Source organism: Rahnella victoriana (assembly GCF_021276285.1).
Classification (GTDB): domain Bacteria; phylum Pseudomonadota; class Gammaproteobacteria; order Enterobacterales; family Enterobacteriaceae; genus Rahnella; species Rahnella victoriana.
Genome location: NZ_CP089919.1, coordinates 3,931,727 through 3,945,933, shown reverse-complemented (window position 1 = coordinate 3,945,933; position 14,207 = coordinate 3,931,727). Strand labels below are relative to the sequence as shown.

Genomic DNA, 14,207 nt, shown 5'->3' with positions numbered 1-14,207 from the left:
GATATGCTGACATTACCCCAACGCGAGAAACGACAAGCCTGGCTGCTTCTGGCGCCCATGCTTGTAATGATGTTTTTACTCACCGCCTGGCCTCTCGCCCGGACGTTGTGGCTCAGCTTTACCGATGCCGGTCTGATCGGTGACGGTTCCGCCCCCAACTGGGTGGGCAGCGAGAATTTTATCTATGCACTGACGGATCCGGATTTTCGCGCCGCACTGTGGCGGACGCTGTATTTCACCGTCGTGTCTGTCGTGATTGAAGGCATCATCGGCGTGCTGGTGGCCCTGTTACTTAACCAGCCATTTTGGGGGCGAAGTGCCCTGCGCGTGCTGGTCATTTTGCCGTGGGCATTGCCGACCATCGTCAACGCCACGATGTGGCGGCTGAACTTTAATCCGGATTACGGCAGCATCAACGCCCTGCTATCTCAGCTCGGTCTGATTGATGCCTACCGCAGCTGGCTCGGCGATCCCGCCTCCGCCATCAATGCCGTGATGTTCGCCGATATCTGGAAGAACTACCCGCTGATCACCCTGCTGGTGCTGGCGGCGTTACAAACCATTCCGGAGGACCTGTTCGAAGCGGCGCGGCTTGACGGTGCATCAGCTTTCCGCCGTTTCCGTAAAATCACCTTACCGGCGATTGCGGCACCGCTGGCTGTCGCGCTGATCCTGCGCACCATCGATGCTTTTAAAATCTTCGACATCATTTATGTCATGACCCGTGGCGGCCCGCTCGACAGCACCAAAACGGTCAGCTTCTTTGTTTATCAGGAATCGTTCAGCTATCTGCGCGCCGGTAGCGGCGCCGCTTACGCGATACTGATGACACTGATCTGCGCCCTGCTGATCATGATTTATATGGTGATGTTACTGCGCCAGCGCCGTTCAGGGAGCAGCGAATGAAACAGAAAATCCGCCTCGTTTTACGTTATGTCGCCGCGCTGGTGCTGGCGGTGTCCATTCTTGCGCCATTGCTGTGGATGTTCCTGATGAGCGTCAGCTCGGCGGAAGATCTGACCCGCATTCCGCTGGAATGGCTGCCGCGTCACTGGGATTTCAGCCGTTACGCCAGCCTGCTGACCTTGCAGGCCGGTACGCCCGGTGCACTGTTCCTGCATGCGCTCGGCAACAGCGTGCTGGTGGCATGCGGCGCCACACTGGTGTCGTTGCTGCTGGCGATACCGGCAGCCTACAGCTTCTCGCGTTATCCCGGTCGTGACGGCTGGCTGTTTGGCAGTCTGGCAATTTACATGGTGCCGCCGGTGGCGTTTGTGCTGCCGCTGTATTTCATTCTGCAACAACTGACGTTGCTGAATACTCACCTCGGGCTGATTCTGGTCTATTGCTCGATGATCCTGCCGTTCCTGACGTGGATGCTGAAAAACCAGTTCGACGCGCTGCCGGTGGATATCGAGCAGGCTTCCCGCCTCGACGGCCTGCGTTACTGGCAGGTCTTGCTGCGCATCACCCTGCCGCTGGCCAGACCGGCGCTGGGCGCGTCGGCCATGTTTGGCTGGCTGCTGGCCTGGGATGAATTTTTCTACGCCCTGCTGTTTACCAACAATATCGATGCCCAGACGTTGCCGGTCACCATTGCCGGATTCACCGCCGGGCGCGCCACTGACGACGGCCTGATTGCCGCTGTCGGTATTCTTGCGGCCATTCCGCCGCTCTTTATTGCGCTCTGGCTGCAAAAAACCATGGTCAGCGGGTTAACCGCCGGCGGCAGCAAAGGCTGATTATGACCCTCAGGGAATTCTCATCAATGACAACACAACCTGAAACCCGCGCCACGCTGTATGTGGCGGGCAACATTAACGTGGATTTGATCATGAGCACGCTGCATGAATGGCCGAAAAAAGGCACCGAAGCGATGCTCGAAAGCAGTTCCTTACGCCCCGGCGGTTCAGCCGGAAACTGTGCCCTGGCGCTGTCCGCGCTGGGTTCGCCTTTTCGTCTGGTGGCGAATCAGGGCAACGATCAGTTCAGCGGCTGGCTGGCGGGCATGTTCCCGGAAAGCGCATCAGGCTGGCCGACCTGTGACTGCGAAACCTCGCTGACATTTGGCGTGACACATCCCGATCACGAACGGACGTTTTTCAGCAATCAGGGGCATATCGTCCACCTTTCCATGCAGGATGTGCTGGGGCAAATCCCGGACACCGCTCAGGCCGGTGACTGGATATTGTTGTGCGGCACCTGGCTGTGTACCGCGCTGTATGCCGACTATCCGCAACTGCTGGCACAGCTCAGAGCGCGCGGTTATCGGGTGGCAGTCGACAGTGGCTGGCCGCCGGAAGACTGGAGCGATGCCCTGCGGGCTCAGGCGGCGAACTGGCTGCCGCATTGCGATGCCCTGCTGCTCAATGAAGTCGAAACTCTCGGGCTGGCGGACTCCGCCACGCTCGACGAGGCCGCATATCATCTTCTGGGAAAGATGGCTGCAAAGGCATTTTGCGTGGCGAAATGCGGCCCGGAGGGCGCACGTCTGTGGAGCCGCAACCTGACGCTGCATCAGCACGCCGAACCGGTAGAGGTGGTGGATACCATCGGTGCCGGAGACAGTTTTAACGCCGGATTTTTATCCGCGCTGATTTATGGCCTGCCGCCTGCCACGGCACTGCAATGGGGTGTCCGCGTGGCCGGTTGTGCCATCAGCAGTTCCCCGCGCCGTTATCCTGACTGGCAATCGCTTTCTGGCCTTGTGGAGAAAATCTAAATGGCTCTGGTAGAACTGGTAAAAGTGGCCAAACATTATGGCAAAGTGCAGGTCCTGAAACCGCTGGATCTGACCATCCCCGACGGCAGTTTCACCGTACTGGTCGGCCCGTCGGGCTGCGGAAAATCCACCTTACTGCGCCTGCTGGCCGGGCTGGAATCGCTCTCTGACGGTGACATTCTGCTCGACAAACAGCAGATCAATAATTTCGATCCAGCCGATCGTGATATCGCCATGGTGTTCCAGAGCTACGCGCTGTATCCGCACCTGACCGTGGCCGAAAACATGGCATTTCACATGCAGGTGAAGAAAGTGCCGAAGGCCGAACAGCAGGCCAAAGTGCAACAGGCCGCCAAAGTGCTGGGCATCGACCATTTACTGAAACGTCTGCCGAAGGATTTGTCCGGCGGCCAGCGCCAGCGTGTCGCCATGGGGCGTGCGCTGGTGCGTAATCCGAAAGTGTTTCTGTTTGACGAACCGCTGTCCAACCTTGACGCCCAGTTGCGTATGGAGCTGCGCGCTGAAATCAAATCACTGCATCAGCAGTTCCGCACCACCACGGTGTACGTGACGCACGACCAGATCGAAGCCATGACTCTTGCCGATAATATCGTGGTGATGAAAGACGGTTTTATCGTGCAACAGGGCGATCCGCTGTCGATCTATGACAAACCGGTCAATACCTTTGTGGCGCGGTTTATCGGCTCTCCGCCGATGAATCTGCTCAGCGGCGTGTTCCAGAATATCGACGGTCAGCCGGGCGTGACCTGCGATCAGTTGTGGTTTGCGCTGCCGGAGAAATGGGCGTTACAGGCGCGGCATTCTGAAGGTCAGGCTGTCACCCTGGGTCTGCGTCCGCATGATTTGAGACCGGTGCAGCACAGCGCCCAGCCTGCAGCGACGTTGCGTCTGCTGGAAGTGACCGGCGAAAGCAGCCTGCTGCATATCGACTGGAGCGGATTCCCGTTGCATGTTCAGTTTGCCGGACGCGCCCGCGTCAGCGCCGATCAGCCGCTTTATCTCGACGCCAACAGTGAGGCGATCCACCTGTTTGATGCGGCGACAGGCGAACGTCTGGCGGAAGATCACCGTTAACATGCCACTGCGTCTCCCCCGTTTTCCGGGGGAGACCGCAAAACGCCGTTGACGCGTTTCCACGATGGGTTATGCTCAGTCTTTGCTTATTTCATTAGCGCGCTTACTGTCTATGGGCTTCTTCTCAAACAAAAAATTCTCACTTCCGCCGGGTTCCGCACTGCCGTTGCTGGTCGCAGGGGCGTTCTTTATGGAAAACCTCGACGCCACGGTGATCGTGACCGCGCTGCCGCAGATGGCGAAAGATTTCGGCGTGCATCCGGTGGACATGAACATCGGCGTTTCGGCCTATATTCTGACGCTCACGGTATTTATTCCCGCCAGCGGCTGGATTGCTAACCGTTTCGGCACCCGTAATGTCTTCTCGCTGGCGCTGATTTTGTTCACCCTCGCCTCAGTGCTGTGTTCCGCCAGTACCAGTCTGCCGACCTTTACCGCCGCCCGCATGTTGCAGGGATTTGCCGGTGCGCTGATGGTGCCGGTCGGGCGTTTAGTGGTACTGAAAAACACCCAAAAATCGGATCTCATCCGAGCCATCGCCACCATCACCTGGCCGGGGCTGGTCGCGCCCATCCTCGGGCCGCCGCTCGGCGGGTTTATCACGACCTATGCGTCGTGGCACTGGATATTTATTCTCAATGTGCCGCTCGGGATTATCGCCCTGTTTTACAGCCGTAAACTGATCCCGCAGGTGCCCGGTGAGAAAGGCGTGCCCTTTGATATCACCGGTTTCGTGCTGACCGGCGCGGCATGTCTCGGGTTAATCTTCGGGCTGGACATGTTTAATCAGGGCAATATCGACTGGAAGCCGGTGTCGATGGTAACCGGCGCGGTGATGATGGGGGCGCTGGCAGTCTGGCATTCGCGCCGGGCTGCGCATCCGTTACTGCCGCTGACGGCATTGAAAATTAAAAGTTACGCTGTCACGATTTACGGCGGTTCGCTGTTCCGTGTTGCCATCGGCGCCCTGCCTTTCCTGCTGCCGCTGATGTTCCAGCTGGGTTATGGCATGAGTGCATTTGATGCCGGTCTGCTGGTGCTGTCGGTGTTTGCCGGAAATCTGGCGATGAAGCCTTTTACATCACCGATTCTGCACCGCTTCCGCTTTAAGTCGATTATGCTGGTTAACGGCCTGATCAATTCCGCGACCATTTTTGCCTGTGCGCTGTTGACGCCCGAGGTGCCGACGGCGCTGACGCTGTTACTGCTGTTTGCCAGCGGGATGAGCCGCTCGATGCAGTTTACCGCGCTTAACACGCTGGCCTTTTCTCAGGTGCCTTCGGAACAAATGGGCGGCGCGAACACACTGTTTAATACCGCGCAGCAGCTTTCCACCGGTCTGGGGATCGCCATCGGTGCGCTTTCCCTGCGCCTGGCGGAACATTTTCTGCCCGCCAGCGACACCTTGCAGACCGGCACGTTTCACATCGCTTTTATCATCATTGGCCTGTTTTCACTGGCCGGCACGCTCGACAGCCTGACGCTGGATAAAACGGCAGGCGATGAAATACGTCGTAAAAAAGAATCTGTACCCCGACCGGCTGTACCGGAAAAATAAGGCGCAGCCAGACTGAAATTACGTATCCGAAAAATGGAGATAAACCATGGAATACCGTCTGTTAGGCCGTTCCGGCCTGAAAGTTTCAGTTTTAAGCCTGGGCACCATGACGTTTGGTGGTCAGGGGAAATTTGCCAAAACCGGGCAAACTGACGTTGAGGCGGCACAGCGCCAGATAGGCTTGTGCCTTGATGCCGGGATTAATCTGTTTGATACCGCTGATGTCTATTCAGGCGGTGAATCAGAAGTGATCCTCGGCAAAGCACTGGGCAGCAAACGCCACGAGGTGCTGGTCGCCAGTAAAGCCCGCTTCCCGATGGGTGACGGCCCGAACGACCGCGGCTCATCCCGCCATCATATCCTGCGCGCCTGCGAAGCCAGCCTGAAGCGTCTGGGCACGGATTATCTGGATTTGTATCAGCTGCATGAATGGGACGGCCTGACCCCGCTGGAAGAAACCTTGCGCGCGCTCGACGATCTGGTCAGCAGCGGCAAAGTACGTTATGTCGGTGTCTCTAACTTTTCCGCCTGGCATGTGATGAAAACCCTCGGCGTGGCAGAGGCAAATCACTACATCCGTCCGGTCAGCCAGCAAATCCATTACACCCTGCAGGCGCGCGAAGCAGAATATGAACTGCTGCCCGCCGCGCAGGATCAGGGGCTGGGCGTGCTGGTCTGGAGTCCGCTGGCAGGCGGATTGCTTTCCGGGAAATATCGCCGCAATCAGGCGGCACCGGAAGGCACCCGCCATCTGGCCGACTGGGGCGAACCGCCGGTACGTGACGAAAGCGCGCTGTATGACGTGGTGGATGTGCTGGTGGACATCGCCGAAGCACGCGGCGTTTCAGCCGCCCAAATCGCGCTGGCGTGGCTGATTGCCCGTCCGCAGGTCACTTCCGTGATTGTCGGGGCGCGTAACGACGCCCAGTTGCAGGATAACCTGCGTGCCGCAGAATTAAGCCTCAATAACGATGAAATTGAACGACTTAATCAAGTCAGTCAGTTGCCATTGCTGTATCCTTACTGGCATCAGGCGCAGACCGCACCGGATCGCTTATCTCCGGCAGATTTATCACTGATTGCGCCGTATTTAAAAAAGTAACCGCAACAAAATGATACGCACTGAGACCGGTTGACTATGCCGGTCTCGTTATTTTTGTGTTAATACTTACAGAGTTCTTTGGTGTGCTTCGTGCGCATCTTGCTTAAATACAGAGGAATACCGGGATGATTATTTTTGTTACCGGCGCCACCGCCGGATTTGGTGCTGAAATCGCACGTAAGTTTGTTAAAGAAGGTCACAAAGTGATTGCCACCGGCCGCCGCAAAGAGCGTCTGGACGATCTGAAAGCGGAACTGGGCGATGCCCTGTATGCCGTTGAGCTGGACGTGACTAACCGCGCGTCTATCGATGAAGCTATCGCCAGCCTCCCCGCGGAATGGCGCAATATTGACGTGCTGGTCAACAACGCCGGTCTGGCTCTCGGTATGGAAAAAGCCGACAAAGCGTCGCTGGAAGACTGGGACAAAATGATCGACACCAACACCAAAGGTCTGGTGTACATGACCCGTGCCGTGCTGCCGGGAATGGTAGAACGCAATACCGGGCATGTGATCAACATCGGTTCCACCGCAGGCAACTGGCCTTATGCGGGTGGTAACGTGTATGGCGCAACCAAAGCCTTCGTACGCCAGTTCAGCCTGAACCTGCGCACCGATCTGCACGGTACTCACGTCCGCGTCACCAACATCGAACCGGGCCTGTGCGGCGGCACCGAATTCTCCAACGTACGCTTCAAAGGCGACGATGAAAAAGTCAGCAAAACCTATGACAATACCAACCCGCTGACCGCAGCAGACGTCGCGGAATCGGTATTCTGGGCATCCACCCTGCCAGCGCACGTCAACATCAACAGCATCGAAATGATGCCAGTCAGCCAGTCCCTCGCCGGTTTGCAGGTACATCGCGAAGGGTGATGTGGGTTCCTGATTTGAAAGAGAAAGCAGCTCCGGCTGCTTTTTTTATTGCCTGATTTTGTCAAGCCAACAAAAAAGGCGCGGCAACCTGCCCGCGCCCTTCTGACTGATCCCGCGTTTTTTTACGCGCTCAGCCAACCCAGTTTGATCACAAACAGAATCGACAACACCACCAGCGCCGCATTCAGTTCACGCGCGCGGCCGGTCAGCAGTTTTGCCAGCGTCCAGGTGATGAAACCAAACGCGATACCGTTGGCGATCGAATAGGTGAATGGCATGGTCAGCGCCGTCACAGTGACAGGTGCAGCCACGGTGATGTCTTTCCAGTCGATTTCAGCCAGACCAGAGGTCATCAGCACTGCGATAAACAGCAGCGCCGGTGCGGTGGCAAAGGCCGGAACGCTACCCGCCAGCGGAGCAAAGAACAGGCTCAGCAGGAACAAAATCGCCACCACAATTGCCGTCAGACCGGTACGGCCACCGGCGCTCACGCCTGCCGCCGATTCGATGTAACTGGTGGTCGTGGACGTCCCGAGCAGTGACCCGAACAGCGCAGCCGCACTGTCAGCCACCAGCGCACGGCCCATTTTCGGGATGTTGCCATCTTCGTCAGCCAGACCGGCACGTTTAGTCACGCCAATCAGGGTACCGGAGTTATCGAACACATCCACAAACAGGAATGCAAACACCACGCTTATCAGGGAAACGTTGAACGCACCCTTGATATCCAGTTGCATAAAGGTCGGTGCAATAGATGGCGGCATGGACATCACGCCGCCAAACGGTGAGTAGCCCAGCGCAATCGCCAGAATCGTCACGCCCAGCACGCCGATCAGTACCGCGCCTGTCACTTTGCGTGCTTCCAGCACCACAATCACAATGAAGCCCAGCATGGCAAACAGCGGACCCGGTTTGGTCAGATCGCCCAGACCCACCAGCGTGGCCGGGTTAGCCACCACGATACCGGCGTTTTCCAGCGCAATCAGCGCGAGGAATAACCCGATACCGGCGGCAATCGCCGAACGCAGCGGCAGCGGAATGCTGCGGATAATCCATTCGCGAATTTTAAAGATCGATAACGCAAAGAAGATACAAGCGGAAAGGAAAACAGCACCCAGTGCGATCTGCCAGGTGTAACCCATATGCAGAACCACGGTGTAGGTGAAGAAGGCGTTTAACCCCATGCCCGGCGCCAGTGCGATCGGGTAGTTGGCAATAAAGCCCATCAGTGCGGAACCGATTGCGGCAGCAAGACACGTTGCCACAAATACCGAGCCTTTATCCATCCCCGTCGCGCCCAAAATAGACGGGTTAACGAACAGAATATAAGCCATTGCTAAAAATGTAGTGAGTCCTGCCACAATCTCAGTCCGCACGTTGGTACGGTGAGCTTTCAATTTAAATAGTTTTTCTAACATGAGAAGGAATCTCTTGGTCGCGTGACAGCTTTTGATCGGGTGACCAAAGTGCACGCTTGTTATTAGTGTTGTTTTTCAAAACACGCACCGCGCACATAAACGTGTTTTGACGAACCCTGTCATTGCCCGTTTTGCACGCAAAACAACCTGAGGTGATTGTTTTACAAAGGGGCATCGCACAATCTAGGAAAAATGAGTGATGCAGTCCATAATAGATATCTCACTTATTCACTGCATAAATTAGTACACCCATGTCGCCATTCTCCCGGTTTTCGCAATATTTCACCGAAGTCGCCCGAACAGGAAGTTTGCGCAAAGCAGCGGAAGTGCTGCACGTCTCGGCCTCGGCCATCAACCGGCAGATCCTGCAGGCCGAACAGACGCTGGAAACCCCGCTGTTTGAGCGCCTGCCCACGGGTCTGAAACTGACCTCCGCCGGGGAAATTCTGTTCGATGATATCCGCCGCTGGCGAAAAGAGTTTTCGCGCACGCGTGAACGTTTCGACGAAATTCAGGGGCTGCGGCGCGGACATGTCACGATTTCGATGATTGCCGCACTCAGCGAAGGCATGGTGGCGGAACTGATTGCCGAGGTGGGCGCAGAGCACCCTTATCTGACGTTTGATATCCGTATAGAAGACAGCCGCAATATCAGCGAACAGGTCAGTTCAGCGGAAGTGGATTTCGGGTTATTGCTGGATCCGGTCGAACACACCGGGCTGGAAGTGCGCGCCTTTGCGGAATTACCCATCGGCATCGCCATGCCGGTCGGCCACACCCTCTCGCAGCAGGCATCGCTGTCGTTCAGTGATATCGCCTCTTACCGGCAGATCATTCCCTCGGAACCGCTGATGGTGAATGCCCGCGCCAAACTGTTGTATAACCGCTATCAGCTTCTGGAAACGCCGTCGATTGTCTGTAATGACGTGCGCATGATGCGCGAACTTATCCGCAAAGGTGCCGGTGTCGGCGTGCTGAGTCTGTTAGATGTACTGCCAGATTTACAGGAAAAGCGGCTGGCGTTTGTGCCGTTGCAGGGTCGCAGCGCCAAACCGCTGACGCTGGCGTTATGCGTTGCTCCGCGCCGCCAGTTGTCGCGTGCCGCGCAGATTGTGATCCAGAAAGTGATTGTGATGATGGAAAGATTATCGCAATAACGGATTACGCGCTTTTCCAGCCAGAGATAATGATCAGCATCCCGGCCAGCGCCACACACGCGCCCAGCCAGTCGGTGGTGCTGAGTTTCACGCCATCGACAAACCGCAGCCACAGCATGGCGGTCATCACATAAACGCCACCGTACGCGGCATACACCCTGCCGCTGGCCGCCGGATGCAGGGTCAGCAGCCAGACAAACGCCGCCAGACTGAGCGCGGCAGGCAATAACAGCAAAATGCTGCCGCCCTTACGCAGCCAGAGATAGGGCAAAAAGCAGCCGATAATTTCCGCCAGCGCGGTGGCAAAGAACAGTAAAGTTGTTTTGAGCATAATGAGGCCAGGTTTACAGTCCGTAGTTCAATCGTGAATCAACCAGTTTGCAGGCTTTGGATGACGTCAGTCTGAGGGATGTTATAATTGAAGTATTCGCCTGAGCGATGTGTAAATTAAAAGGATTAGCTAATGAATACAACGTTTATCACCCGAATGACCCGCAGTGTATTGCCGGTTGCCTTGCTGGTCATGACAGCGGCCTGGCAGGCGCCTGTTCAGGCTGCCACCAACTGTGCGGGCGGGACCTGTGTCTTTGGCGGAAGCGGCAATGAGGCCATGTCCAACGAAGAAGCCCGTCAGAGCAAAGAACAATGGAATGAAACCCAGCGTCTGCGCGCCATGAAAAATGAGCGTAACGAGAAAGACTTCTCCAAATATGACCAGTCGGTTGATCTGCGCGACAAGTGTGAAGCCAGCCAGAACATCAATGCATACTGGGAACCGAATACCGAACGTTGCCTTGATCGCCGTACCGGCCATCAGTTACTGGCTCCGTAAATCCTGTCTGCTAAACTCGTAAGTACACTGGTTTTCATAAAAGGAATGAATGATGAAAAAGACACTCATGGCAGGTCTTGCTGTCGTTATGTTCGCACCGCTGCTGGCACAGGCTTCCTGTGAAAGCGTCAAAGCTGACATTACCCAGAAAATCGTGGCAAACGGTTTGCCTGAATCAGGGTTCAAACTGGATATCGTGCCAAATGATCAGGCCGAACAATCCGGCGGTCAGGTTGTCGGCCATTGCGGCAATGACAGCCAGAAAATTGTGTATACCAAAACCGCTGACGCGGGAGAGACTTCAGCGGCAAGTCCTGAGACAGGGACGAGTCAGGATTCTCAGTGATTATGCCTTTCTCCTCCCCCTGCGAAGGGGGAGGTTGGGAGGGGGTTTTAATGGCATACCCCTGTCCGAATCAAACATTAACTAATTGATTAATCTTTAATACCCCACCCCAACCTTCCCCTTCGCAGGGGAGGGAGCAAATCAACATCCCCTAAGCCGATTCCCTCTCCACCAGCCCCGGCGGCAAGATAATATTTTGTGCTTCCAGATTTTGCCCTCCGATCCTCATCAGTAAGCGCCTTGCTGTCGCATAACCGATTTCCCGTGCAGAATTGGCAATCGAGGTCAGTGGCGGCTCCGTCAGTTCAGATTCCGGGGCATCTTCCATGCCGATTAAGGCGACTTTCTGCTGGAAGAAACTGTCTACTGCACCGCCCCCGACCTGTGCGCCGGTACGCATCACACCGAAATAGGCACCCAGCGCCACGGAAGATTTATGGCACACGATGGCGCTGATTTTCGGATAGTGGGACAGAAGGGTTTCGGCAGCGTCGGCGGCGCATTTTTGCTGGTAATCACACTCGATGATCCATTCACTGCGAAAAGGCAGCCCGTATTGCAGCAAGGTGGCACAGAAACCACCGAGGCGTTCGGCGCGGGTGAGCGAGTTGCTCAGCCCGCCGAGATAGGCAATTTGTTTGTGGCCGCGTTTGATCAGATATTCCGTGGCCATTTTCGCCGCGAGCATATTATCAGGGCGGACAACGTCGACGCCTTCAATGCCGCCGGAACGGGCGGCGCAAATCAGCGGCACGCCCTGCTCCTCTGCTTTTTCCCTTAACCCGGCGATCGTATTTGCCCCCCCGGCGATCACAATGCCGTCCACGCCGTGCGTGAGTAAGGTATCAAAGCAACGCATCAGTCCTTTGCCCGCCGGACCACTTTGCAGCAGAAACAACACCTTGCCCTGCGCTTCAAACATTTCGCTGAGACCCGCGGTCATTTCGGCATAGAAGGGTTCGCAGATATCACGCACAATCAGCCCGACCACGCCGGACTCACCGCCGCGCAGCGTACTGGCCTGACGGTTACGCACAAAACCCAGTTCATCCACGGCGCGGTTAACCCGTTCAGCCGTCGTCTGGGAAATACGCCCTTTTCCGCTAAGCACCAGCGAGACGGTGGTCACCGAAACACCGGCGTGCTGAGCCACATCAATAATGGTGATTTTTTTAGGGTTCATCAGAGGTTGTCGTTCGTATCAGACTGCATAAAACGGGATCCTTTCCCGCCCGCGGTATCCGCTCGTTGGAATACTTAGCGTGGTCAAACAGTTATACCTAATTCCCGCTATTGAGTAAAACGTTTAACCTTGATTTAAGCCACGCAGGACAGGCATTGTTTAATATTGTGAGTTACAACACGTATTAATCAGGTAAAACGTTTTATCTTAGCCGCCGTTATAAGCAGCTATTAAAACAACTCAGGGAGCGGGTATGCCTGCCAACAAAAAACAACGTGTCACACTTTGGGAATTCTTCCAGAGCTTAGGGAAAACTTTCATGCTGCCGGTCGCCTTGCTGTCGTTCTGCGGCATCATGCTGGGCATAGGCAGTTCATTAAGCAGCCACGACGTCGTGACGCTGATCCCCACATTAGGTAATCCGGTTCTTCAGCTGATTTTCGTCTGGATGAGCAAGGTCGGTTCATTCGCGTTCAGTTTCCTGCCGGTGATGTTTGCTATCGCCATCCCGCTGGGTATGGCACGTGAAAACAAAGGCGTCGCGGCGTTCTCCGGCTTCGTCGGTTTCGCGGTGCTGAATCTGGCCATCAACTTCTTCCTGACCGCTAACGGCACGCTGCCGACAGTCGATCCGATGGTGCTGAAAGCCAATAACATCCAGATGATCCTCGGTATCCAGTCCATCGACACCGGTATTCTGGGCGCGGTGATTGTCGGTATCATCGTGTACATTCTGCACGAGCGTTACAACACCATCCGTCTGCCGGATGCACTGGCCTTCTTCGGCGGTACCCGTTTCGTGCCGATCGTCACCACGGTGGTGCTCGGTCTGGTCGGGCTGCTGATCCCGTTGATCTGGCCTTTCTTCGCCGCAGGGATTAACGGCCTGGGCCGTCTGATTCAGGGCGCAGGGGTATTTGGCCCGATGATTTTCGGTTCCGGCGAACGTCTGCTGTTACCGTTCGGTCTGCATCATATTCTGGTGGCGCTGATCCGCTTCACCGAAGCCGGTGGCACGCTGGATGTCTGTGGCCGCGAAGTCAGCGGTGCGCTGACTATCTTCCAGGCGCAGCTCTCCTGCCCGACCACTCACGGTTTCGCGGAAAGCGCGACGCAGTTCCTGTCTCAGGGCAAAATGCCAGCCTTCCTCGGCGGCCTGCCGGGTGCGGCACTGGCAATGTATCACTGTGCGAAACCTGAGAACCGTCATAAAATTAAAGGCCTGCTGATTTCCGGCGTGGTGGCTTGCGTGGTTGGCGGTACAACGGAACCGATCGAATTCCTGTTCCTGTTCGTTGCGCCGGTGCTGTATGTGATCCATGCATTGCTGACCGGTCTGGGCTTCACCATTATGTCCGTACTGGGCGTAACCATCGGCAATACTGACGGCAACATCATCGATTTCGTGGTCTTCGGTATCCTGCACGGTACAGCAACCAAATGGTATCTGGTGCCGTTGGTGGCAGCGATCTGGTTCGCGGCTTACTACGCGATCTTCCGCTTCTCTATCACGCGCTTTAACATTAAAACGCCGGGTCGTGAATCCGAGAATACGCCAGCCGCAGCGGCCGTACCGTCTTCCAGCAAATCAGGTTATAACGTACCGGTTATCCTGAGCGCGTTGGGCGGTGCCGGTAATATCGTTTCACTGGATAACTGCATCACCCGCCTGCGTCTCTCGGTGGCAGATATGTCGCTGGTTGACGATGCAACGCTGAAAGCCAACCGGGCGATTGGGGTCGTGCACCTGAACGAGCACAACCTGCAGGTGGTCATTGGTCCGCAGGTGCAGTCAGTAAAAGATGAACTGGATTATCTGATCCGTACCGCGGCGAGTCAGTCCGCGCCAGAACCGGTCATTGCGTAATAAGATTAACAGGGGCGACATATGTCGCCCTTTTCTGCTTTATTCAGGGAGT

14 protein-coding genes are annotated in these 14,207 nt (G+C 56.0%); 11 read left to right on the top strand and 3 right to left on the bottom strand.

Annotation, left to right across the window (positions count from 1 at the left end; translation table 11 throughout):
• Window positions 1-3: 3 nt before the first annotated feature.
• The 7 genes from J9880_RS18215 to ydfG all read left to right on the top strand — a co-directional run bounded on the left by J9880_RS18215 (window position 4) and on the right by ydfG (window position 7,352).
• Window positions 4-906 carry a carbohydrate ABC transporter permease gene (locus tag J9880_RS18215; RefSeq protein WP_095922065.1) on the top strand — a complete coding sequence of 301 codons (903 nt, stop codon included), beginning with the start codon at window positions 4-6 and terminating at the stop codon, window positions 904-906.
• Entirely contained in the window at window positions 903-1,742 is an 840-nt protein-coding gene (locus J9880_RS18210; protein ID WP_095922066.1) for a carbohydrate ABC transporter permease, read from the top strand. The genes J9880_RS18215 and J9880_RS18210 overlap by 4 nt, the downstream gene beginning before the upstream one ends.
• Before the next feature lie 26 nt (window positions 1,743-1,768).
• A complete protein-coding gene (locus J9880_RS18205; protein ID WP_232769721.1) occupies window positions 1,769-2,722 on the top strand; it encodes a carbohydrate kinase family protein in 954 nt (317 codons plus the stop codon).
• Window positions 2,723-3,817 (top strand): ABC transporter ATP-binding protein, encoded by a 1,095-nt coding sequence (locus J9880_RS18200; protein WP_095922068.1) that lies wholly within the window; start codon window positions 2,723-2,725, stop codon window positions 3,815-3,817.
• 112 nt (window positions 3,818-3,929) lie between these two features.
• On the top strand, window positions 3,930-5,375 hold the full coding sequence (locus tag J9880_RS18195) for an MFS transporter (RefSeq protein ID WP_232770490.1): 1,446 nt from the start codon (window positions 3,930-3,932) through the stop codon (window positions 5,373-5,375).
• A gap of 46 nt (window positions 5,376-5,421) precedes the next feature.
• Complete coding sequence (locus tag J9880_RS18190) at window positions 5,422-6,477, top strand: aldo/keto reductase (protein WP_232769720.1); 1,056 nt, start codon at window positions 5,422-5,424, stop codon at window positions 6,475-6,477.
• A 125-nt stretch (window positions 6,478-6,602) separates the two neighbouring features.
• On the top strand, window positions 6,603-7,352 hold the full coding sequence (gene ydfG / locus J9880_RS18185; protein ID WP_095922070.1) for a bifunctional NADP-dependent 3-hydroxy acid dehydrogenase/3-hydroxypropionate dehydrogenase YdfG: 750 nt from the start codon (window positions 6,603-6,605) through the stop codon (window positions 7,350-7,352).
• A gap of 122 nt (window positions 7,353-7,474) precedes the next feature.
• Here ydfG and J9880_RS18180 read toward each other — a convergent pair whose 3' ends face one another.
• Window positions 7,475-8,770 (bottom strand): NCS2 family permease, encoded by a 1,296-nt coding sequence (locus J9880_RS18180; RefSeq protein WP_095922071.1) that lies wholly within the window; start codon window positions 8,768-8,770, stop codon window positions 7,475-7,477.
• Window positions 8,771-9,021: 251 nt separating this feature from the next.
• Here J9880_RS18180 and J9880_RS18175 point away from each other — a divergent pair, with 251 nt between their 5' ends.
• A complete protein-coding gene (locus J9880_RS18175; protein ID WP_095922072.1) occupies window positions 9,022-9,927 on the top strand; it encodes a LysR family transcriptional regulator in 906 nt (301 codons plus the stop codon).
• Between the two features lie 4 nt (window positions 9,928-9,931).
• Here the strand turns inward: J9880_RS18175 and J9880_RS18170 are convergent, their stop codons facing one another.
• Window positions 9,932-10,258, bottom strand: coding sequence for a YnfA family protein (locus J9880_RS18170; RefSeq protein WP_133823812.1), 327 nt, complete (start codon window positions 10,256-10,258; stop codon window positions 9,932-9,934).
• 132 nt (window positions 10,259-10,390) lie between these two features.
• On the opposite strand from J9880_RS18170, the gene J9880_RS18165 reads away from it, so the two are divergent.
• Both J9880_RS18165 and J9880_RS18160 read left to right on the top strand, forming a co-directional pair.
• Window positions 10,391-10,759: a DUF1283 family protein gene (locus J9880_RS18165; protein ID WP_095922074.1), complete on the top strand. Its 369-nt coding sequence runs from the start codon at window positions 10,391-10,393 to the stop codon at window positions 10,757-10,759.
• Window positions 10,760-10,811: 52 nt separating this feature from the next.
• The gene (locus tag J9880_RS18160; RefSeq protein ID WP_095922075.1) at window positions 10,812-11,105 is read left to right on the top strand and encodes a DUF1161 domain-containing protein; all 294 of its coding nucleotides are present in this window, start codon (window positions 10,812-10,814) and stop codon (window positions 11,103-11,105) included.
• A 151-nt stretch (window positions 11,106-11,256) separates the two neighbouring features.
• Here J9880_RS18160 and malI read toward each other — a convergent pair whose 3' ends face one another.
• Window positions 11,257-12,288 carry a Mal regulon transcriptional regulator MalI gene (gene malI / locus J9880_RS18155; protein ID WP_095922076.1) on the bottom strand — a complete coding sequence of 344 codons (1,032 nt, stop codon included), beginning with the start codon at window positions 12,286-12,288 and terminating at the stop codon, window positions 11,257-11,259.
• A gap of 253 nt (window positions 12,289-12,541) precedes the next feature.
• Between malI and malX the strand changes: the two genes are divergently transcribed.
• A complete protein-coding gene (gene malX, locus J9880_RS18150) occupies window positions 12,542-14,155 on the top strand; it encodes a maltose/glucose-specific PTS transporter subunit IIBC (RefSeq protein WP_095922077.1) in 1,614 nt (537 codons plus the stop codon).
• Window positions 14,156-14,207 lie beyond the last annotated feature (52 nt).

Coding starts and splice junctions, on each gene's coding strand:
- J9880_RS18215 (WP_095922065.1), top strand. CDS start 4: ATGCTGACATTACCCCAACGCGAGAAACGACAAGCCTGGCTGCTTCTG.
- J9880_RS18210 (WP_095922066.1), top strand. CDS start 903: ATGAAACAGAAAATCCGCCTCGTTTTACGTTATGTCGCCGCGCTGGTG.
- J9880_RS18205 (WP_232769721.1), top strand. CDS start 1,769: ATGACAACACAACCTGAAACCCGCGCCACGCTGTATGTGGCGGGCAAC.
- J9880_RS18200 (WP_095922068.1), top strand. CDS start 2,723: ATGGCTCTGGTAGAACTGGTAAAAGTGGCCAAACATTATGGCAAAGTG.
- J9880_RS18195 (WP_232770490.1), top strand. CDS start 3,930: ATGGGCTTCTTCTCAAACAAAAAATTCTCACTTCCGCCGGGTTCCGCA.
- J9880_RS18190 (WP_232769720.1), top strand. CDS start 5,422: ATGGAATACCGTCTGTTAGGCCGTTCCGGCCTGAAAGTTTCAGTTTTA.
- ydfG (WP_095922070.1), top strand. CDS start 6,603: ATGATTATTTTTGTTACCGGCGCCACCGCCGGATTTGGTGCTGAAATC.
- J9880_RS18180 (WP_095922071.1), bottom strand. CDS start 8,770: ATGTTAGAAAAACTATTTAAATTGAAAGCTCACCGTACCAACGTGCGG.
- J9880_RS18175 (WP_095922072.1), top strand. CDS start 9,022: ATGTCGCCATTCTCCCGGTTTTCGCAATATTTCACCGAAGTCGCCCGA.
- J9880_RS18170 (WP_133823812.1), bottom strand. CDS start 10,258: ATGCTCAAAACAACTTTACTGTTCTTTGCCACCGCGCTGGCGGAAATT.
- J9880_RS18165 (WP_095922074.1), top strand. CDS start 10,391: ATGAATACAACGTTTATCACCCGAATGACCCGCAGTGTATTGCCGGTT.
- J9880_RS18160 (WP_095922075.1), top strand. CDS start 10,812: ATGAAAAAGACACTCATGGCAGGTCTTGCTGTCGTTATGTTCGCACCG.
- malI (WP_095922076.1), bottom strand. CDS start 12,288: ATGAACCCTAAAAAAATCACCATTATTGATGTGGCTCAGCACGCCGGT.
- malX (WP_095922077.1), top strand. CDS start 12,542: ATGCCTGCCAACAAAAAACAACGTGTCACACTTTGGGAATTCTTCCAG.